At 37.4% G+C, this 19,496-nt stretch carries 21 protein-coding genes and 1 pseudogene; 7 read left to right on the top strand and 15 right to left on the bottom strand.

Going from position 1 to position 19,496, the window contains the following annotated elements; all coding sequences use genetic code 11:
• Positions 1-52: 52 nt before the first annotated feature.
• The 6 genes from IGJ37_RS02120 to IGJ37_RS02095 form a co-directional block, all read right to left on the bottom strand.
• On the bottom strand, positions 53-1,453 hold the full coding sequence (locus tag IGJ37_RS02120; RefSeq protein WP_325814945.1) for a M24 family metallopeptidase: 1,401 nt from the start codon (positions 1,451-1,453) through the stop codon (positions 53-55).
• Positions 1,454-1,465: 12 nt separating this feature from the next.
• Positions 1,466-2,227 (bottom strand): DeoR/GlpR family DNA-binding transcription regulator, encoded by a 762-nt coding sequence (locus IGJ37_RS02115; RefSeq protein WP_002371456.1) that lies wholly within the window; start codon positions 2,225-2,227, stop codon positions 1,466-1,468.
• 120 nt (positions 2,228-2,347) lie between these two features.
• Entirely contained in the window at positions 2,348-3,193 is an 846-nt protein-coding gene (locus tag IGJ37_RS02110; RefSeq protein WP_325814944.1) for a VOC family protein, read from the bottom strand.
• A 42-nt stretch (positions 3,194-3,235) separates the two neighbouring features.
• Positions 3,236-3,832, bottom strand: a complete 597-nt coding sequence (locus tag IGJ37_RS02105; RefSeq protein WP_002355475.1) for a nitroreductase family protein — start codon at positions 3,830-3,832, stop codon at positions 3,236-3,238.
• Positions 3,833-4,002: 170 nt separating this feature from the next.
• Entirely contained in the window at positions 4,003-4,938 is a 936-nt protein-coding gene (locus tag IGJ37_RS02100; protein WP_002355472.1) for a LacI family DNA-binding transcriptional regulator, read from the bottom strand.
• A gap of 4 nt (positions 4,939-4,942) precedes the next feature.
• Positions 4,943-5,227, bottom strand: coding sequence for a hypothetical protein (locus tag IGJ37_RS02095; RefSeq protein ID WP_025190328.1), 285 nt, complete (start codon positions 5,225-5,227; stop codon positions 4,943-4,945).
• A gap of 114 nt (positions 5,228-5,341) precedes the next feature.
• On the opposite strand from IGJ37_RS02095, the pseudogene IGJ37_RS02090 reads away from it, so the two are divergent.
• Positions 5,342-5,677: pseudogene (locus IGJ37_RS02090) on the top strand (hypothetical protein).
• 182 nt (positions 5,678-5,859) lie between these two features.
• Positions 5,860-6,714, top strand: coding sequence for a M48 family metallopeptidase (locus tag IGJ37_RS02085; protein WP_325814943.1), 855 nt, complete (start codon positions 5,860-5,862; stop codon positions 6,712-6,714).
• Between the two features lie 70 nt (positions 6,715-6,784).
• On the opposite strand, the gene IGJ37_RS02080 is transcribed toward IGJ37_RS02085, so the two are convergent.
• Together IGJ37_RS02080 and IGJ37_RS02075 are read right to left on the bottom strand one after the other, a co-directional pair.
• Entirely contained in the window at positions 6,785-7,798 is a 1,014-nt protein-coding gene (locus tag IGJ37_RS02080; RefSeq protein WP_002389569.1) for a lipoate--protein ligase, read from the bottom strand.
• Between the two features lie 186 nt (positions 7,799-7,984).
• A complete protein-coding gene (locus IGJ37_RS02075; protein WP_002355466.1) occupies positions 7,985-8,602 on the bottom strand; it encodes a nitroreductase family protein in 618 nt (205 codons plus the stop codon).
• A gap of 111 nt (positions 8,603-8,713) precedes the next feature.
• Between IGJ37_RS02075 and IGJ37_RS02070 the strand changes: the two genes are divergently transcribed.
• A complete protein-coding gene (locus tag IGJ37_RS02070) occupies positions 8,714-9,061 on the top strand; it encodes a winged helix-turn-helix transcriptional regulator (protein WP_002355464.1) in 348 nt (115 codons plus the stop codon).
• 13 nt (positions 9,062-9,074) lie between these two features.
• Here IGJ37_RS02070 and IGJ37_RS02065 read toward each other — a convergent pair whose 3' ends face one another.
• On the bottom strand, positions 9,075-10,034 hold the full coding sequence (locus IGJ37_RS02065) for a GDP-mannose 4,6-dehydratase (protein WP_325814942.1): 960 nt from the start codon (positions 10,032-10,034) through the stop codon (positions 9,075-9,077).
• A 22-nt stretch (positions 10,035-10,056) separates the two neighbouring features.
• Complete coding sequence (locus tag IGJ37_RS02060; RefSeq protein WP_002396998.1) at positions 10,057-11,025, bottom strand: TDT family transporter; 969 nt, start codon at positions 11,023-11,025, stop codon at positions 10,057-10,059.
• 141 nt (positions 11,026-11,166) lie between these two features.
• On the opposite strand from IGJ37_RS02060, the gene IGJ37_RS02055 reads away from it, so the two are divergent.
• The gene (locus IGJ37_RS02055; protein ID WP_002371452.1) at positions 11,167-11,994 is read left to right on the top strand and encodes a LysR family transcriptional regulator; all 828 of its coding nucleotides are present in this window, start codon (positions 11,167-11,169) and stop codon (positions 11,992-11,994) included.
• Between the two features lie 46 nt (positions 11,995-12,040).
• On the opposite strand, the gene IGJ37_RS02050 is transcribed toward IGJ37_RS02055, so the two are convergent.
• Together IGJ37_RS02050 and IGJ37_RS02045 are read right to left on the bottom strand one after the other, a co-directional pair.
• Positions 12,041-12,451 carry a DUF4809 family protein gene (locus IGJ37_RS02050; protein ID WP_002358638.1) on the bottom strand — a complete coding sequence of 137 codons (411 nt, stop codon included), beginning with the start codon at positions 12,449-12,451 and terminating at the stop codon, positions 12,041-12,043.
• Between the two features lie 15 nt (positions 12,452-12,466).
• Complete coding sequence (locus tag IGJ37_RS02045; RefSeq protein WP_002370888.1) at positions 12,467-12,829, bottom strand: DUF4809 family protein; 363 nt, start codon at positions 12,827-12,829, stop codon at positions 12,467-12,469.
• A 167-nt stretch (positions 12,830-12,996) separates the two neighbouring features.
• Here IGJ37_RS02045 and IGJ37_RS02040 point away from each other — a divergent pair, with 167 nt between their 5' ends.
• The 3 genes from IGJ37_RS02040 to IGJ37_RS02030 all read left to right on the top strand — a co-directional run bounded on the left by IGJ37_RS02040 (position 12,997) and on the right by IGJ37_RS02030 (position 15,176).
• Complete coding sequence (locus IGJ37_RS02040) at positions 12,997-13,950, top strand: L-lactate dehydrogenase (protein WP_325814941.1); 954 nt, start codon at positions 12,997-12,999, stop codon at positions 13,948-13,950.
• 131 nt (positions 13,951-14,081) lie between these two features.
• Positions 14,082-14,588: a phosphatidylglycerophosphatase A family protein gene (locus tag IGJ37_RS02035; RefSeq protein ID WP_002355457.1), complete on the top strand. Its 507-nt coding sequence runs from the start codon at positions 14,082-14,084 to the stop codon at positions 14,586-14,588.
• 138 nt (positions 14,589-14,726) lie between these two features.
• A complete protein-coding gene (locus IGJ37_RS02030) occupies positions 14,727-15,176 on the top strand; it encodes a YehR family lipoprotein (protein WP_002355456.1) in 450 nt (149 codons plus the stop codon).
• Between the two features lie 51 nt (positions 15,177-15,227).
• Here IGJ37_RS02030 and IGJ37_RS02025 read toward each other — a convergent pair whose 3' ends face one another.
• The 3 genes from IGJ37_RS02025 to tyrP form a co-directional block, all read right to left on the bottom strand.
• On the bottom strand, positions 15,228-16,145 hold the full coding sequence (locus IGJ37_RS02025; RefSeq protein ID WP_002380063.1) for a hypothetical protein: 918 nt from the start codon (positions 16,143-16,145) through the stop codon (positions 15,228-15,230).
• Between the two features lie 356 nt (positions 16,146-16,501).
• Complete coding sequence (nhaC, locus tag IGJ37_RS02020) at positions 16,502-17,908, bottom strand: Na+/H+ antiporter NhaC (RefSeq protein WP_002358632.1); 1,407 nt, start codon at positions 17,906-17,908, stop codon at positions 16,502-16,504.
• Positions 17,909-18,032: 124 nt separating this feature from the next.
• The gene (gene tyrP / locus IGJ37_RS02015; protein WP_002355453.1) at positions 18,033-19,451 is read right to left on the bottom strand and encodes a tyrosine-tyramine antiporter; all 1,419 of its coding nucleotides are present in this window, start codon (positions 19,449-19,451) and stop codon (positions 18,033-18,035) included.
• Positions 19,452-19,496: the final 45 nt, after the last annotated feature.

Here is a 19,496-nt window from a genome sequence, read left to right as displayed (position 1 = left end):
GCTATATTGATTATAAATAGGACCCAAAAGAAACTCAAAAAAAGGGACCTACTCATTTAGGAGCTGGTTTTTCTACACACAAAGCTTTGTCTTTAGCTAAATAAAAAGGCCGTAAGTAACCAACTAAATTAGACATCGGTAAAACCTCCGTTGGTAAGTCAATCTTCAATGTCTCTTTTAAATAGGCTCTGCGTGTCGCAATCCGTTGCCACATGTCTGGATAAGTTTGCTGAATCTCTTTTTGCAATGTTTCATCAGCCAAAGCCACACATTCTTCTGCACTCACCCCTGTATAACCAGGTACAGAAGGAATAATATCCACTTGAAAGAGCATGCCACTTTCCAAGCGAATGGCTGAATCTGGATAAATAGGCGACGACATCCATTCATCATCCGAAACTAAATGCCCAGGATTCAAATGCCAGTGATAGATTTCTTTTGGTAACTGTTCTTCAATCGCTTGGTACATTTCTCGCCCTAACAGTCCGATTCGAATGGTTTCAAGCCAGTGAACGACAGCTTGAAAATAGGGTTTTGCTACGCGCTCTAAATAATCACGTTGCGCTTCTGGCAATTGCTGCTCGTTTTCAATAACAAAACCTGTTCGGCTAGACAAGCCGCCTTTGTAGCCTGTAGTTAATGATAAGGCATCACCTAACTGAATTTCTTTGGCAGTCGGATACATGTTTGCATATTCAAAACGTTGACCAGTTGCCGCAATGGTTACTACCGTCGGCGTTTGACCTTCATCATTTAACAAAGCCCCAATGTCCGTTTCACGCTGTCCTACTTCAATTGCATTTAAAGCCTTTAACATACTGCGAGAAGCCAAATTCGCCCCATATTCATAGTGCGCCAATTCGTTGGCATTATTTGTTGTGCGGGCCCCCTTTGCTCCAATCAATAAGTGGGTCCCATTTAGTAAACGAGCTTCTTTCGGCAGCGCTTTTTTCAGTGCTTCGACAATAAAATGTGGCACATCAAACATCGTAGCAGGTTCTTGCTGTTGTGTTGTAAACATTTTCCAACCAACGATACCTATTTTTTGAGCAGTTTCATCGAGAAGCGTTTCAAAAATCTGCGACAACTTTTGTTCCCCAGCCATTGGTTGATTAGGTAGCGAAAAAGCTGGATAATGAATTAAATCGGCTGAGATGCGGGCATGTTGGCACAGTTTTAAATTTTCATTGCCTAAAATAAGTGTCGCCATACCATCCTTATTTAACACAAGGAGTCCTTCTTCAAACCTCGGAATAAAGCCAGTTAAGTATTCAAAATTACTGCCATGCTCTTTGTCTGCATAGAAGACCAATTGATCGAATTTTTCTGTTTCCATTCGTTGTAATACTTTCTGCTTGCGCGCCATCATCGTTTCATTCGTCAAATACGTTGGAAAAACATTCTCAAAAACAGTAGGTTCAGCAATATGTGTATAATTAATTTTTCGCTTCATTATTATCCTCCATTATTCATCTGCGACAATCAACGTTACGCCTGCTTGCGCTAACTGCTCACAGAATTTTTCATCAGGTCGTGTATCTGTCACTAAACAATCAATTTCTGTTAATTCGCAAATTTTAAATAAACCCGTTTTGTTTAATTTCGTTTGGTCTGCTAAGGCAATGACTTGTTTGCCTTGTTGAATCATTCGCCGCTTGACTTGACCTTCTTCTTCTGTGTGAATAAATAATCCTTGTTCAGATAACGCAAACACACCTAATAATGTATAGTCGGGGGCAAATTCCCCAACCTTAGCGACTGTTTCTGCCCCAAACAAAAAGAGTTGTTGTTTATGCAGTTGCCCAGGTAATACTGTAATTTTTGTCTGATCCATTTGCGCTAGAAGTAGCGCATGACTGAGAGAGTTCGTTATCGCGTGAATCGGACTATTTTCCATCGCTCGAATAGCTGCTTCCACCGTGGTTGATGAATCAAAAAAAATGGACGCTTGTTTGGGAATATTTGCCCAAACTTTTTGGGCAATGGCTTGTTTTTTCTCTGGATGCTTCACTATTCGTTGAGCATAATCGTAAATAGTTGCTTCAGACTGCACTGAGATAGCGCCACCGTGCGTTCTCTTTAAATGTCCTTCCTTTTCTAAACGAATTAAATCTCGCCGAATAGTATCTTTTGAAACGGAGACTTGCTCCGCTAACGCTTCCATGGAAATACTTTTTTGTTCATTCACTATTTTTTGAATCTTGGCTAAACGTTCTTCAATCAACATGCTTCCTCACCTCTTCTAAGTAAAGATAGCACCTTTTGCATCATTTTGCAAATAAATGCAAAACAATGCAAAAAAAACTAGTCCTTCATTTTCTAACGAAGGGCTAGTTTGAGAGTGGTTTTAATAGGTAAATTGAATAATCATGCCGCTAGGATCTTCTAACGCAAGTAAATGATCTTTGGCAATAAAATGTAACTTTGCTTCTTCCGCATTGGCTTGGACTATCTCTAAATCTGCCGCAGTTGGTAAACGGAAGGTGTAATTTTCTAAGCCAAATTGATTTTCTTGAATCGTTGGCAGCTGTTTGCCGCTCCATGTATTTGTCCCAATATGATGATGGTACTGACCCGCTGCAAAAAACTTCGCTTGTTGACCAAAGTTAGACTTTAAGCCAAACCCTAAGTTTTTATAGAACGTTTCAGTGGCATCTAAATCGGCCACTTTCAAATGAATGTGCCCAATTTTAGAACCTTCGGAAATTCCTAGCCAGTGACCGTCAGCTTCTGCAGCTAAACTATCACCGTCTAATTCTTCTGTCACACCGATAATTTCACCATTTGGACGAATATCCCAGACTTCTTCTGGTTTATCCCAATAAATTTCGATGCCATTATTTTCTGGATCACTTAAGTAAAGGGCTTCACTATAGCCATGATCTGCTGCGCCAATTTGCACATTTTCCTGCAAAAGCCACAGCAACATATTGCCTAAATCTTTGCGGGTTGGTAGCAGGAAAGCAATATGGTACAAGCCAGTGGTACCCTGATTTTCTCCCCCAGCTGTTAGTTCTTTTAAGACAAGAATTGCATCGTTGGTGCCTTGTGGCGCTAGCCAAGCACGTCCCTCTCCTTGTTTTAAAAGTTTTAAGCCAATTGTTTTCGTATAAAAGTTTACCATTTTATCTAAATCAGCCACTTTCAAAGTGACTTGTTGAATCCCAATATTACTTGGTAATGCTTGAACCATTTGCTTTCACTCCTTTCCTCTTCGTTTTACTAAAGCAATGATTTAGTTGAATTCTTTAAAACGAGCACTATCTTCCATGTATTCTTTTTCGCCAGCTGGCGCTTCAATGGAACCAATAACCATTTGTGCACGTAAATTCCAGTTTGCAGGAATTGACCATTCTGCAGCAACCGCTTCGTCAATGACTGGGTTGTAGTGTTGTAAGTTTGCGCCGATATTTTCTTGCGCTAAGGCAGTCCAAACGTTCGCTTGTGTTAAACCAGTTGCTTGTTCAGACCAAACAGGGAAGTTATCCGCATATAATGGGAAGCTATCTTGTAAGTTTTTCACGATATCTGTATCTTCAAAGAATAAAATTGTGCCCGCACCAGCTGCAAAACCTTGTAATTTAGCTTGTGTGTTTGGAAATGCTTCTGCTGGAGTTAATGGTTTTAAGGCATCTTCAGTCATTGCCCATAATTTTTTGTGAGCATCGCCGAATAAGAACACAACACGTTGTGTTTGAGAGTTAAAAGCTGTTGGACTTTCTCTAACAACTTCTTTTACTAAAGCAGTTACTTCTTCTTTTGAAATTGGTAAGTTTTCTCCTAAAGCATAGATTGAACGACGGTTTTTCATCATTTCAGTAAATTTTGACATAATATGTTCATCCTTTCGAATTTCCTCAGTAAATTCATTTAATTTTGTTTACATGCTTACTATACTACCTTACTAAAAGTAAGTAAAGCTTTTTGTCTTACTTTTTGTAAGTTTTTTTATTTTTTAGTGAAAAACCTTATTCTACCAAAGAAAAAACAACCAGCTTTTTTCTAAGAAAAAGAAAAATCTGGTTGTCGATTAATAAATGTAGAGGTCAATTGAATCGTTTTCGGCCGTTTTTCTTGAAATAAATGTGTGGCTTTTTCCCCTAATTCCATTAATGGATGACAGATTGTTGAAAAATTTAAAATTTCACTTAATAAAGTTTGTTCCTGTCCCACTAAAAAGAGTGGTCTTTCAATAACAGCTTGAATCCCTGCGGCAATTTCATCACCGTTGGTCACAACCGCCTGGAGCGTTGGATCTTGCCCGCAGTGTCGTCCTACTTCACACCCATCTTCATAGGTTAAACAGTCCTTAAATAACCGATTTTCAGGAATCACTCCATAAATTTCCTGATATGCGTCAACTAAATAGCGTGCGCTTGTACTTTTTTCTGGTGCACGGTTAATCGTAATTGCCACTTCACTACATCCTTGTTGTTTCAACGCTTGGAAAACTCGCCGATAAACGGTTAAACGATCGATATAGATACTAGCATAACTAGGGTCTTCTATTTTTTCACAAAAAACAACTTGCTCTTTATACGGAGCAAACACACTTAAAGGATTTGCCTTTGACAAAACAATCATGCCATCAAACGCACCCGTGGCCATTTTTTCCAAGTAACTTTTTTCAACTTCTTTATCATAATCCGTTGGTAATAAACTGACCATCATCCCTTGTTGAAATGCTTGGTGGATAATCCCACTTAAAATAGCATCAAAATAAGGTTGATTCGTATAAGGAACCATGACACCTAATGTATTACTTTTCCCAAAGCTAAGATTTCTCGCTAATATATTGGGCTTATAGCCCAACTCATCGATAATTGCTTGGATTTTCAGTCGTTTTTCTTCAGAAACATACGGATGATGATTAATCACACGCGAAACAGTCGTGACTGAAGATCCTGAAAGGCGCGCAATTTCTCGAATTGTTGTCATACTTTCACCCCATTACTTTACAAAATTGAGTTAAATAAGGCACAATCCCTGTCCCGTAATCAACAAAACGATAAAAGGTCTCCTGCCAAGCAAAAGAAATTTCCTGAATATCCTCCTGCTGTGTCAAGTGCCACTCCGTTATCTGATGGTACGGAATTTCTTGATGCCAAATCTTATAGTATTTTTTGGGACTATCTAACTGCAGACTTTTGGCCGTCGTAGTCACCGAGACAAAATAGTAATCCATACCAAGTCTATCGCTTATCTCCACTATAACATTCATTTTCATGCCCTCCAATATTTTGATACACCTAGCTTACCTTATGAAACGCGTACCAGAGCAAGAGGAAAAATAAAAAAAGTGAGACCATGTTATACTAGATGTATCATATAAAAGCAAAGGATGAGTGCAATGGAAACTGTTACAGTAGCAACAAAAAGCGACTTACTAACAAATTTGAACAAGCAAACAGATGAAATCATTATCTCGGGGGCACTTGCACAAGAAATTTACCACTAAAAAAAACAACAATTAACCGAAACGGAAGAAATGGGCTTTTTAGTGGGCAGCCAAGGCGCCGGCTCATTTTTAACCTATTTAATCGAGAAGTTATCCTATATAAATTCGGCGCTATCGCCAGAAGAACAAAAAATTGAACATGCGATTTTGCGTTTGTATGTTATTAAAAAATTAACTCCAGAAACTACTTTATTACGTCTAAAACAGTTAGATTATTAAAATTTTATTTAATCAAGATAGACCAATTTCCCGCGTACAACGAGTCCCTTTCATTAATCACTTGATATAATTACCTTTATTCAAGTTCCCACCATTGTCATTATCGATTAACCAATGGTATATTAGAAGTAACAGATAAGTCATTTTATTTGAAAAAGTGTTTGGGAAATGTTTGGGGAGGAATGTTTATGTGTCAACCGCAGGAAAAAAAGAAAGAAATTTCTGTTGCTAAGTTACGTTATCGTTTTGAATTACCAATGATTATCATTGGTTTTGTTTTATTGTTTTTAGCATTGGGGTTAGTTGCCTTATTGATATTGAGTGATTTGCCGATTCCTGACTGGTTATTACTTGTCTTAATTGCACCAATTGCGCCAGTCATTGCTTTTTTTACCATTCGTTATATGTACATGGATACTGCTTCTAACGGAGTGGAAATTACAGAAAATCAGTTACCAGAAATTTATTCCTTGTATATTGATTTGGCAAAAGAAATGGGCTTTGGCACTAAAAAATTAAGGATGCCACGTCTTTATTTAATCAACGGGAATGGTGTCTTAAACGCTTTTGCGGCAAAATGCTCTTTACACAGACGCTATGTTGTCATTCACAGTGATTTGTTGGACATCGCGTACAATACAGGCGATTTTTCGCTGATTCGCTTTATTTTGGCACACGAGCTAGGACACCATAAATGTGGGCACACTAATTTATGGCGACTAATGTTATCCATTATTTTGAAACCAGTTGCGTTAGATAAAAGTTTTACAAGAACGCAAGAATATACCGCTGATCGCGCAGGTTTATACTACGCCGAAGAAGGTGCTTTAAGTATGATTTATTTATTTTCAGGAAAATACATGGGCAGTCGTGTGGATTTAGAAGAATACTTTCACAGTATTGATTTACATGATGATACCATCTGGCTTAAATTGAGTAACTTCTTATCCGATCATCCTGTTGGCTTCCGTCGAATGCAAACATTGAAAAAAGCCAAAGATACTGGCAATTGGGACGTTCATGGGAAATTTTTCTAGCAAGAGCCAACCATCATTAAATAAACGTGCTGGGACAAAAGATTCTTTAACTTTTGTCCCAGCACGTTTATTAATCCACCAATAAATGAACAAATTCTTCTTTGGTGATATTTACAAAGTAGTCTTCAAAGTTAAACGCTGCTAATGCTTGCCAAATTGATGAATACTGATAGTCCACACCTAATAAAGCTGCAACGATTTCCGCTGTTTCTTTTTTGGCAAAGTAATCACCATAAATCGTTAACTCAATTATTTTACCTTTTTCAACAGTCAAACGTGCATCCACGATGCCGCCTTTAAACTTTTCTTCTTTTTTGATCGTAAATTTAGGCGCTTCACCAAAAATCCAAGCTTCATTGCCATACACTTCAGCGACCAATTTCCTAATTTCCTGTTGATCTGCTTTGGTTAGGACATATTCTTTCTCCGCAATTTCAGTTAGAGATTCGACATCAAAGAGCTCCATCAGTAAACGATTGCGAAATTCCTCAATGGTTAATTGTTGATATTTTTCGTCTAAGTACGGCCGTAAATTGGTTACGCGTCCCCGAACAGATTTTGTCCCTTTTGATTCAATTTTTTTCTTAGAAACAGTTAAAACACGTTGAACTTCTGCCAAATCAACATCATACATCAAGGTACCATGAGTATACATCTTCCCCTTTTTTGTATACATGGCATTGCCAGAAAATTTTTTCCCATCAATTAATAAATCATTGCGACCGCTAATCTCGGCCCCCGTTGCGCCCATTTTATGTAATGCTTCAATAATTGGTTTAGTGAACGCTTTAAAATCCCCAAAAGCTTGGTGTCCTTCCTGAACAACAAAACTAAAGCTGACATTCCCGAGATCATCATAAACAGCACCACCGCCCGATAAACGGCGAGTAATAACGATTCCCTTCTCTCTAGCATAAGCTAAGTCAATTTCTTCATAAGCATTTTGATTTCGGCCTAAAATAACACAGGGTTCCTGAATATAGAACAATACTAAGGGCTCTTCAAAAGAGAGAGTGTTTAATAGATAATCTTCCGTTGCTAAATTTTCACGAATATCTCGTGACTGCATTATGACATAACGCATAAGGTCGCCCCACTTCTTTTTCTTCTAGTGTATCACTTTCTTTCAAAATTGGTTCACTAAACGTCTTCTCTGGCCATTCTCAAAAGCGGATGATCAACAAAAAAAGAACGTGGGACAACAATCACTTTGGATGTTTGTTCCACGCTCAAAATCTAATAAACAGCAATTGCAGAACTGTTTAGCTTTTTAATCTAACCAAGTTACTACTTCTGAAACATCTCGTCGGACTGTTTCAAAGCCGGGTGTTTGAGCTTTACCAATCGGAATAATCAGTCCGTTCACTAAATGATCCTCAATATTAAATAACTTGCGAACAGCTTCCGTTTCAAACCCAGACATCGCCACAGTATCATAGCCTCGATCTTTTGCAGAAAGCATCAGCTGCATTGCAACTAAGCCTTGGTCTAACATTAGCCACTCTCTTTTTTGTTCTTCGCTAACATCATAGTACCAAGAAACATTTTCATTAATTCCTTGACGAATTTCTTCCGTCATCGTTCCTTGTGCGACAGCTTTAGCACTGATTTCATCTGCATTGGCCACTGTATAAGCAGTCAAATCACCTAATAAAATAATCACCGCCGCTGCCCCTTTAACTGCTGGTTGTTGCATCGAAACTTCATAAAGTGCCTCTTTTTGTTCTTTTTCTGTGACAATTAAAAAACGCCATGAATTTAAATTGGTACTATTTGGCGCGAACATCGCTTCCTCAATTATGGCCATTAATTCCTCTTTAGGAATCTCAACATCTGGCATAAAATCCCGAACTGAGCGGCGGCTGCGAACAACATCTTGATACATCATATTTCTTCTTCCTTCCTCTTGCCTTACTTGACATAGTTATTATTACTCACTATGATGGAGAAAAAAAGTACGCACTTTTTATTCACCTAGGAAGAAAAAAGTAACCATTACGTGTCACAAGGAGAAACTATGACAACTGATAAACAAACCAGTATCAACTTAGCCCTTTCCACCATTAATGGCAAATGGAAATTATCATTAATGGATGAATTATTCCAAGGAACCAAGCGCAACGGTGAATTGATGCGTGCGCTCGACGGAATCACTCAGCGCGTCCTGACAGATCGCTTGAGAGAAATGGAAAAAGATGGCCTAGTCCATCGAGAATCCTTTAACGAACTGCCCCCTCGTGTGGAATATACGCTCACTCCGGAAGGATATGCTCTTTACGATGCCCTCTCTTCACTCTGCCATTGGGGCGAAACATTTGCACAAAAAAAGGCGAGACTTAACAAATAAGTCTCGTCTTTTTTTATCTATTTTGGGTATTATGGGTAAACTTAAGATATTTTTGAAGTCCTTCTTGAATTGAATAAACGGGCGAAAAACCTAAGCCTTTCAAAGCAGAACTATCTGAAAGAGAATATTTTATATCGCCATCTCGTTCCTTTTGATAAGAAACTGGCAAAGAAAGTCCCACTAATTGATTCATTTCTTCAATTAATTGATTAAGGGAAATGGCAACTTCGGTACCCACATTATAAACATGTCCCAACGCTTCATTTTTGGTTGCTACTAAATTTAATGCAGTTAGGACATCCTCAATGTAGATAAAGTCACGTGTTTGCTGACCATCTCCAAATATTTGAAATTGGCTCGCTTGCCCTTGTTCTAACTGGATATAACGATCCATCAAAATGGACAGGACACCAGAATAGGGTGAAGCAGGATTTTGATTGGGACCATAGACGTTAAAGAAGCGAACTGCGCTCGTGGGTACCCCGTGTAAATGGTATTCATTGAGAACATAACGTTCAGCAGCAAACTTATCAATAGCATAGGGACTCAAAGGGCAAATCACCGAAGTTTCTCTTTTAGGCAACGTTGGCTCTGCACCGTAAACGGCTGCCGACGAAGCAAAAACAAAACGTTTGAGCTTTTTTTGATATTTTTTTATTGATTCCAATATTTTCAATACACTTAAAAAATTGACCTCATGGGTCTCTAGAGGCTGTGCCACAGAACTTGCCACGCTTGCCACGGCCGCAAGATGAAAGATATACTCAAACGAATGCTTTGAAAGTACTTCGTCCAATAATTGCTGATCCGTCACACTTCCTTTAATAAAAACCAACTGCTCAGTTTGTTGCAAATTTGACACTCGCCCCATGGACAAATCATCAATCACAAAAACTTGATACTGTTGACTATAAAAATTAGCCAAATTAGAACCAATAAAGCCAGCTCCTCCAGTAATTAATAGTTTCTTCACCTCTTTGCTTCCTCTCTTTTTTTTAATTTAATTCCACTTTTTTCGTGTTATTTTCTCTTTGGAATAAAAAAATGCAATATCGAATGAACACATAACTTACAATAGCCACAGCTAATAAGAGTTCAAAAGTAGACAAAATATTTAACAAACTCGTTAGGTCTACCTTTTCTGCAAATAAAGGTTTAACTTTGACTAATGCCGTCGCAGAAATCACTAATGGGAATGTAAAGGCAGCATAACTTGGATAGAATGTCACTTGCATAATTTTATATAGATTCACTACTACAATCCCATAAATACATTGAGATAAAATTAGCAAGAAAACAACTAATGGCATATACAAATGACCACCCATTGAAATATAGCCAGCTAAACATAACGAACCTGGCGCTGTCATAATCGTCAATAAAGGAATGGTCGATTCAGGCATTTCTTTCGACTTCGTAATTCTCTTGATTAAAATTGGTAACAAGAGTAAATAAAAGAACAACGCTACCCAAAAAACAATTTTTCCCAACTCATTGATAAACAATTGAGAAGTATTAGGAATAACGCCAATGCCGACAAACGTAATAAACCAGCTTGGATAAATATGTTCCAGTTCGATTTTTGTTGGAAAAATATGCACCGCTACAAAATAAATCATTAAAATAAAATGTAAAATCACTGCGCCAATCCACAACACGTTAATCCAAGCAGCATTGGTAAATATCCGATCTAAGAAAACACAGATAACCATTAAAGCCATTGTAAATGTTGGTGATACCGAAGCAATAATTGGATCATCTAAGGTGCTTAATGCATGTTTCATTGTAAAAATAATTTTTAAAATAACTAAAATCATTAAGAGACTGCCAAGTACACAATAAATGGTCCCAATTGTTGCATATCCCAAGGAATAAAGTAAATTCCCCAAAGAAACCATCCCTAAAATTAGTCCGCAAATGGGAATCGGGACTTTCCGCAAGAATTTTTTCGCACTTTCTACCATTATGTAGTCACACTCCGTCTTTATTTATTATTATTGATATTAATCAAAAGTATGTTATTATACTAAATGAAATATTTATATTTGTAAAATAAATATTTGCAATACCAACTATTAAGATAGTAAATAGAAAGAGGCGATTTTATGTTCGAATGGATCAAAACATTTATTGCTGTGTATGAAACCAAAAATTTTAGTACGGCGGCCAAACAATTGTATATTTCTCAGCCAACTGTTTCTTTGCAAATCAAGAAATTAGAGCAACACTTTTCGATCAAGCTGTTCTATCGTAATGGAAAACAATCGGTTATTCCTACCAAAGAAGCTGATTTTTTATATCCAAAAATGCTCTCGATTATTGAAAGCTTAACTACTTCTTTTGCGCAAGCTGCAGAAAAAGAGAATTTTAAAGAAGACTGCATTATAGCCTCTTCAAATACAGTTGCTATTTATTTACTGCCAGATATTATGGAGAGTTTGGTTACCGCTTTTCCACTCATCAACTTTTCGATTCAACTGATGAATTCAAACGAAGTCGTGGATATGGTTCAAAATAATCATGCCCACATTGGACTAATTGAAAAACCCATTGAAACCAAAAATCTACACAAAGAAATTGTTTATGAAGATCAACTAGTTCTAGCAGGAGATGCCGCTTCAAAATTTTGGCTCTTAAGAGAAAAGAACTCTGGCTTACGTTTTTTCAATGAGCTTTATCTCAACGAACACAGCATCAACTTACCAATTATCGAATTAAACAACAACGAAGTCCTGTTACAATTGCTAAAAAATAACATTGGGCAATCAATTGTTTCTCGATTATCTATTTCCGATGAGATCCCTTGGCAACCAATTGATCAGTCCTTTGCTTCTCGAAAAATTTTCATTGTCCAGACCGATCACCATGCCAATACTTCCTTCTCTGAAGTTTATAACCGAATCGTTGAAAAAATTCGTGAACGACAAACCTAAAAAACAGGAGAACGACTTAGCTTTCGCTAAATCGTTTTCCTGTTTTTTATTCATCAGTTTCCTCTACCAATTCAAATTCAAAAGGTTCTAACTCAAATAGTTGGTGTAAAATTTGCTGGGTTTCTTGGAACACTTGTTGTGGCTCTTTACACAAAAGAGTGCTTTGAATGGTCTGTTTTTTTGATTGAAAAAGAATTCTCGTTTCCTCTTCCTTGAATACAACTTGATGAGTTTCCCTTTCAAACACCGTATATTCTTCGAACATTTCCATAACTAATTTTTGACGAAACCCTTCTTTGAGTGCTAATAAAGTTACTAAATCTGCAACGGTTAGCGTTTCTAACGCAATTGTTTCATCTTCTACATGAACAAGATAATTCGTACACTTCACATTCGGACAGGCATTGCAGCCGCCATTAATCAAGTCTGAGGTAGTTGTTATTTTCACCTGTTTCATCTTAATCCTTCTTTCCTACTTTTCGAGAAAAACACAAGGGGTCTCCTCAAAAATATTCAATAAAATATGATTGACTTCTTGAAAGACTTCTTCGTGATTTCGGCATTGTTTTTCCATTACTAAACGCAGATCATTCACAACAAAAGTCAACGTCATCGCTTGTTGGGAAACATGTATACAACGGTTGCCTTTAACAAAACATTCTGTTTGTTCTTCAATGAATGGTTCTTTTTGATAGCCATATGCTGAAGCGACACATTCCAGGATTTCGTAGATTTCTATTTTTGGAAGTTCATAGCTACAACTACCGATAACTAGTTGAAAACAGTTCGGCTGTTTTTCATTATTGCTTGCATAATACACTGTTGTCGTTGTCATTTTGCCTCCTTATCTCCTCTATTTTCCTACTCTTATCATAACAAAAAAAGCACGCTTCCCTTATTTAAATTGTTAATAAAGACTATTACAGATTGGTATAACCACACCTAAAAAGTTCGTGATATAATTCACTAAGAAAGAAATATTACAGAAAGAAGAGATGAACGATGAAAGTATTTAACAAAAAAGTCGCAATTATTGGTACTGGTTTTGTTGGCACAAGTATTGCCTATTCCATGATCAACCAAGGGATTGCGAATGAATTAATCTTAGTTGATATTGACAAAGCCAAATCTGAAGGCGAAGCAATTGACTTATTAGATGGTGTGTCTTGGGGTCAAGAAAATGTAAACGTCTGGGCTGGCGACTATCAAGACTGCCAAGATGCCGATATCGTCGTGATTACAGCTGGCGCTAATCAAAAACCTGGGCAAAGTCGTCTAGATTTGGTTTCAATCAATGCAGAAATTATGAAAACAATTGTTAACAATATCATGAAATCTGGTTTTGATGGAATTTTAGTGATTGCCTCAAATCCTGTCGATGTACTGACTTATGTGGCTTGGCAAGCTTCTGGTTTACCTGTTTCAAGAGTAATTGGAACTGGTACAACTTTGGACACAACTCGTTTCCGCAAAGAACTGTCTCAACGTTTAGCGATTGATCCACGCAATGTTCACGGCTATATTATTGGCGAACACGGGGATTCTGAAGTGGCTGTCTGGTCTCATACCATGATTGGTACCAAACCTATTTTAGAAATTGTGGATGCGACAGAGCGCTTAACTAGTGACGATTTACCAATCATTTCTGATAAAGTGAAAAATACAGCTTATGAAATTATCGATCGCAAACAAGCGACCTATTATGGGATTGGTATGAGTACTGCACGCATTGTTAAAGCCATTTTAAATAATGAACAAGCTATTTTACCTGTCTCAGCTTACTTAGATGGGCAATATGGGCAACAAGATGTATTTACAGGGATTCCTGCAGTCGTTGGCAATCAAGGTGTGACTGACATTATTGAATTGAATCTGAATGCCGCTGAAAAAGAACTCTTCCAAAAATCAGTGACACAATTAAAACAAGCGATGGCATCGTTACAACCGAACGCTTAGTAATTTTTAACTAAAAATAACACTTCAACTAAATTATTCTCTACCAAAATAGATTCTAATTCCCCTTTATCGTTCTTTTTGGTACCATGAAAGAAGAACTTCAACTAAAGCAGAAATTAGGAGGACAAAAAATGGTAATCCAAGGAGATACGTTAGAAAATAGCGCACGTCGTTTATTGCAAGAACGTGGCGTAACAATGAATGATTTAGCTGAACTTGTGTTATTTTTACAAAAAGATTATATTGATAATTTAACATTAGATACTTGTTTAGAAAGTGTTGATGCCGTGTTAACAAAGCGTGAAGTACACAACGCGATTATTACAGGTGTCCAACTGGATATTCTGGCAGAAGAAAACAAGCTACTCTCACCGTTACAAGAAATTTTAACGGAAGATGAAGGGCTTTATGGCATTGATGAAATTATGGCGCTCTCCATTGTAAATGTTTATGGATCTATCGGTTTTACGAACTATGGGTATATCGACAAGGTAAAACCCGGCATTTTAAAAGAGTTAAATGCGCATGATGGCGAACATGTTCACACATTCTTGGATGATATCGTGGGCGCAATTGCGGCTGCGGCTGCCAGTCGGTTGGCTCACTCACAACCAGATTTAAGTGATATTACTAAATAAAAAACTTGCCTCTTCATTTTTATGAGAAGAGGCAAGTTTTTTATTTGCTGGACTTCTCACAAGCTTTCTACTTAACAGTAATTATTTGTCATGTTATGTTACAGTCAAGAATAAACAGCTAAAGGAGGTTATCTAGAAATGAAAAAGTTTTTACGCGTATTTTTAATTTTTATTGGGGTATTTTTTCTTGCAAGTTGCGGTTCAAAAATAGAGACAAAAACCTTTGTAGGTTCGCCACAAGATGGGATTGATTCCACCTTAACCTATACGTACCAAGGAGATAAAGTCTTAACGCAAACGGCTAAAAACATTGTTTCTTATGACAAATTGGGGATTACAAAAGAAGAGGCAAAAACAGCGTTGGAACCCGTTTCTAAACAATATGAGGACATCAAAGGGCTTGATTACAAACTGACCTATGAGGACAAACAAGCCATCGAAAAATTGACGATTAATTATGAAAAACTTGATTATGATAAAGCAAAAAAAGTGGATGGTATCCAGATTGATGGAGATTCTTCTAAGGGAATCAGCATGAAGAAAAGCCAAGAATTGGTGGAGTCACAAGGTTATACAGAACAAAAATAATAAAAGAAAGCGTGCGACAATGGGCATTGTTGCACGCTTTCTTTTGATTATTTAAATCGATGTTGCCATCTTCACTGCTTGAATTGGGTCAAAATGATGGACAGAGTAAACGACTGTACCGGCTTGCCAAACTACTGAGTTGCGATTATAGTCAGTGGTTCCTGCCACGTTCAGTGTGATTTGACCAACGGTATTCGGTGCTGGCAATGTTTCTTGTTCCAAAATGTTGACAACATTTTTCGCTAAATCATCAGGCGATTCACCATTGATATTTGAGGCCCGTACGACTAAACTCCAATTGCCTTCTTGCCAAGATAAGTAACTAGAACCTGCCGCCCCTTGTTTATACCCAGTAATATTGTAACCTAAATCTACTGGTTGACCGCCATTGTCAATGATTTGGTTCACTGCATTTTTTGCTTCGGCATCAGAGCCATATGTTTTTTTCTCAAAAGAACTAATTGGCGTTAACTGATTAACACGTGCATCATTCACTGGAATCGCTTCTTTTTCTGCATAATATAAAACACGGAAATTGTTTTGATCCGCTTGTGATGTTGTCGCTGCAGTTAAAAAGTTATTCGTTTGACTCGTTAAAATTGCCTGCGGTAAGCCTTGACCAGGAAACATGTTTGCTAGCTGGTTAAGCACTTGGTTGGCTTGGTCATCTGGATTCGCATTTTTCGCTGGTGATTGCTTCTCTGCTGAGCCATTATTTGCCGCTTCCTTCGTAGAAGAAGCTGTTGCTTTCGAATCAGCTGTTGTTGTTCCTGACGGTTTCGCATCACTAGATTTTGTTGCTGCTTTGCTACTTGATTCTTTTGTAGCAGATGCTTTTGTACTCTCGACTGTGGTACTTTCCGCAGCACTGGAACGACTATCCGTATTTTCTGTACTTTTTCCGCCGCCGCATGCTGCTAAAGCAAGGGTTAAAAGAAAAGCACTAGAAATAAGCCCTATCTTTTTCATAAGAATTCCTCCTTGTTTTCCCTACCCTTATTGTACCTTAATCATTTGTATCCGTCACTTGTTTGTGTTTCGTTCTAAGTTGGTTTAAATAACAGAAAGTGGACGGTAGGATTCGAACCTACACCTCAACATTGAGCAAGAATAAACTACTGTTAGTCTCTATGAGTTTAACACCACGTTCATCCACCTATTTGATTGATCCTTTGTATCATAACTTAGAATAATTAAATTGCCTTTAAGGAGCTTCAAAGATTATATGAAGAATTGTAAAAAATCTGTGACGAAAAAACGATTGAACCAATCAGTAGATACACTGAGGTTCAATCGTAACCAATTGTTTAATTATCTGAAAAAACTCACAATTCAACGTTAGTCCCTGGTGCTTTTTTGTTTTCCCCTTGTTGTTTTTTTAAGAATATCCCCAAAATGACGGTGATAATGGGACAAAGCAATGGGAAAAAGGCATATGGTAAGTATTCTAGTGCACCAACTTTTAACGTTCCCATAATGAAGGTACCACTAACTCCCCAAGGAATTAACGAGTTGACTGCCGCCCCAGCATCTGCCAAAGTACGAGTTAAATATTTTTTATCAATACCTAAACGAGTAAATGAGGATTTAAATGTTTCCCCTGGTAAAATAATTGACAAATATTGTTCGCCAACTAGTAAGTTAATTCCCACAGAACTTAAGGCAGTTAAAGCGATTAATTTGGCTGGATTATTCACATAGCCTTTAATTTTATCAATTAAAGTAGCCACGATGTTAAACTTAATCAACAAGCCGCCCAAACCTAATGCCAAAATAATCAACGCAGCAGAACCTAACATGCTTTCAATCCCACCACGAGATAAAAGTGTATCAATACTTTGATCCCCTGTATCTGCCACATAACCACTCATTAAGATGGTAGAAACTTTCGCTAAACTTAGGTGATGATCATTTATAAAAGCTAAGATGACCGCCACTGTAGAGCCGACTAGTAACGTTGGAATAGCCGGTACCTTTTTCCAGGCGAATAAGAATAAAACCGCTACTGGCAACAATGTAATCGGTGAAATCCAGAATCCTTGATGTAACGTTTGGACCATTGCATCAACCGATTGTAAATCCGCTGAACCAGATTGATGCCCCAAGAAGATATAGCCGACAATCGAAATAATAAACGCCGGAATAACAGTGTACATCATGTTTAGTATATGTTCAAAAAGGTTCACGCCACCAATTCCAGCAGCTAAGTTTGTTGTATCAGATAACGGTGAAATGTTGTTCCCCAAAAAGGCACCTGAAACAACTGCGCCAGCTGTCATCGCATTGTCGAATCCAAGAATATGTCCAATACCTAGAAAGGCAATCCCCATAGTTGAAACAGTCGTAAAGGAGCTCCCTACCGTCACACCAACTAGTGCACAGACCACAAAAACGGTTGGTAAGAAGAACTTCACTGAGATAATTTTAAAACCATAGACCATAATTGTTGGAATCGTCCCAGACAAGATCCAAGTAGCAACTAAGACACCTATCAACAAGAAAATAATAATCGGAATGATCCCTGGTTTGATCCCTTCCACAATGCCCTCGTGGATCTCATCCCAAGAAAATCCTTTCCATTTGCCATAAAGCAACAACAACATGAATACAAAAAGAATCGGTATGTGAGGGGTTAATTTTTGACCAATAATTAAGTACCCGAGAATCGCTAACAAGGCAACCAAAATGCCTAAACTTTCAGCGAACGAAACAGTGGGTTTCGTTGATTTCATATGAAAACCTCCTTTTATGGAAAGCGAAAACTGAAGCAATAATCGAACTTGCTTCAGTTTCCAAACGACAATTTACTATAGTCATCAGATGAAGAGGCACTCAGCAAAATAATTGCTGGCCTTTTTATTCACCTAAATCTTCTTTTACTTCCGTTGCCCAACTTGCTTTTTTAAAGCGATTAATGATTAACGGAATCACAAACATGACAATAGTGATTAATGCAACTAAGACTGCATCAGTCACGGTTGTTGTACCTAATGTGGCGAAAATAACAATGATAACACTAAAAATTAACATTGCTGCCACTAAATAAGCTAAGCCATTACCTTTTTTACCAATTCGGTAAGGACGTAGTGTATCTGGTTGAGATTTACGTAATTTAATTAGGGAAATCGCAATCAATACATACACAATACTATAAATAATTGTTGTTGCATTTGTTAAAGTTAAGAATACAGCGTTGACATCATCCATTACCCCATAAAGTAAAGCGAATAATGAGATAACCACAGATTGTGTTAACACAACGTTACGAGAAACGCCATATTTATTTTCGCGATGGAAACCAAATTTTGGTGGCAATAAGCCATCACGAGCAACTTGAATAATTGTTTTTGATGGTCCAGTAACCCAAGCAGATAATTGTAATAACACACCTAAGAAGACCATGAAACTAAAGATATTACCAATAATTGTTGGTAAACCTAAAACGTCACAATAAAGCAAAATTGGTTGTGTAATGTTAGACAATTCCATTTTGCCATTTGGAACAATATTAGCAACAAACATTGCATTAATAACGTTTAATAAAACTAAACCAATTAATGAAATGAAAACGCCTTTTGTATAATTTTTTGTTGCATCTTTCAAACGAGGAATATAAACAGAAGACATTTCAATCCCAACAAAGATAAACGCAATCCCTGCTAGATATTTAAATGTGTCCATATTTTCTAAGTTTGGTAAAACTTTTGACCAAGAGAAGGCACCTAAATAGCCGCCAGGTGTTAAGCCTACTTTAATCATTGAAAGAAGACCTAAAACAAACATAACTAATACTGGGATGTAAACACCTAGCCAAACACCAATATTTCCGCCAACTTTCGCCATATCAAATTTCAAGTTCAAGATTGTAATAATCCAGTAAATCACTAAGATACAACCTAATACGAACCAATGATTTTCACCTAAGTGAACATTACCAAATGTATTACCTAGCAAAGGGCCTAATGTAGAAGCAACCATTACCATTCCTGGGAACATTTGCACCCATAGTAACCAAGCGACAACAAAACCCCATTTGCTACCTAAGGCAGTTTTAACCCAAAGTTGAGGGCCACCTTCTTGAGGAAGCATCGTAGATAATTCACCAGATATCAATGCGATTGGACCAGCAAAGAATAAGACCGCGAAAATTGTGTAAGAAATTAATGTCCAACCAACAGCAGCAAGTGTTGGGATACTACGTACAGTTGCACACAATGCCATTGTTAAACCGATAAAAGTACCTAATTCAATTTTTTTAACTTGTTGTTTATCCAATTTTGTACACTCCTTATAAGATTTTGGATAAGGAGCATGAATGAC

The organism is Enterococcus sp. AZ104 (assembly GCF_050546705.1).
In the GTDB taxonomy this organism is placed as follows: domain Bacteria; phylum Bacillota; class Bacilli; order Lactobacillales; family Enterococcaceae; genus Enterococcus; species Enterococcus faecalis.
This window is presented reverse-complemented; position numbering and strand designations above follow the sequence as displayed.

Excerpts from the sequence above, each read along its gene's own strand:
- IGJ37_RS02025 (WP_002380063.1), bottom strand. The coding sequence starts at position 16,145 with ATGAAAAAGATAGGGCTTATTTCTAGTGCTTTTCTTTTAACCCTTGCT.
- IGJ37_RS02040 (WP_325814941.1), top strand. The coding sequence starts at position 12,997 with ATGAAAGTATTTAACAAAAAAGTCGCAATTATTGGTACTGGTTTTGTT.
- IGJ37_RS02095 (WP_025190328.1), bottom strand. The coding sequence starts at position 5,227 with ATGAAAATGAATGTTATAGTGGAGATAAGCGATAGACTTGGTATGGAT.
- IGJ37_RS02030 (WP_002355456.1), top strand. The coding sequence starts at position 14,727 with ATGAAAAAGTTTTTACGCGTATTTTTAATTTTTATTGGGGTATTTTTT.
- IGJ37_RS02075 (WP_002355466.1), bottom strand. The coding sequence starts at position 8,602 with ATGATGTATCAAGATGTTGTTCGCAGCCGCCGCTCAGTTCGGGATTTT.
- IGJ37_RS02050 (WP_002358638.1), bottom strand. The coding sequence starts at position 12,451 with ATGAAACAGGTGAAAATAACAACTACCTCAGACTTGATTAATGGCGGC.
- IGJ37_RS02105 (WP_002355475.1), bottom strand. The coding sequence starts at position 3,832 with ATGTCAAAATTTACTGAAATGATGAAAAACCGTCGTTCAATCTATGCT.
- IGJ37_RS02110 (WP_325814944.1), bottom strand. The coding sequence starts at position 3,193 with ATGGTTCAAGCATTACCAAGTAATATTGGGATTCAACAAGTCACTTTG.
- IGJ37_RS02115 (WP_002371456.1), bottom strand. The coding sequence starts at position 2,227 with ATGTTGATTGAAGAACGTTTAGCCAAGATTCAAAAAATAGTGAATGAA.
- IGJ37_RS02120 (WP_325814945.1), bottom strand. The coding sequence starts at position 1,453 with ATGAAGCGAAAAATTAATTATACACATATTGCTGAACCTACTGTTTTT.
- IGJ37_RS02055 (WP_002371452.1), top strand. The coding sequence starts at position 11,167 with ATGTTCGAATGGATCAAAACATTTATTGCTGTGTATGAAACCAAAAAT.
- IGJ37_RS02100 (WP_002355472.1), bottom strand. The coding sequence starts at position 4,938 with ATGACAACAATTCGAGAAATTGCGCGCCTTTCAGGATCTTCAGTCACG.
- IGJ37_RS02080 (WP_002389569.1), bottom strand. The coding sequence starts at position 7,798 with ATGCGTTATGTCATAATGCAGTCACGAGATATTCGTGAAAATTTAGCA.
- IGJ37_RS02035 (WP_002355457.1), top strand. The coding sequence starts at position 14,082 with ATGGTAATCCAAGGAGATACGTTAGAAAATAGCGCACGTCGTTTATTG.
- IGJ37_RS02085 (WP_325814943.1), top strand. The coding sequence starts at position 5,860 with ATGTTTATGTGTCAACCGCAGGAAAAAAAGAAAGAAATTTCTGTTGCT.
- nhaC (WP_002358632.1), bottom strand. The coding sequence starts at position 17,908 with ATGAAATCAACGAAACCCACTGTTTCGTTCGCTGAAAGTTTAGGCATT.
- IGJ37_RS02045 (WP_002370888.1), bottom strand. The coding sequence starts at position 12,829 with ATGACAACGACAACAGTGTATTATGCAAGCAATAATGAAAAACAGCCG.
- IGJ37_RS02060 (WP_002396998.1), bottom strand. The coding sequence starts at position 11,025 with ATGGTAGAAAGTGCGAAAAAATTCTTGCGGAAAGTCCCGATTCCCATT.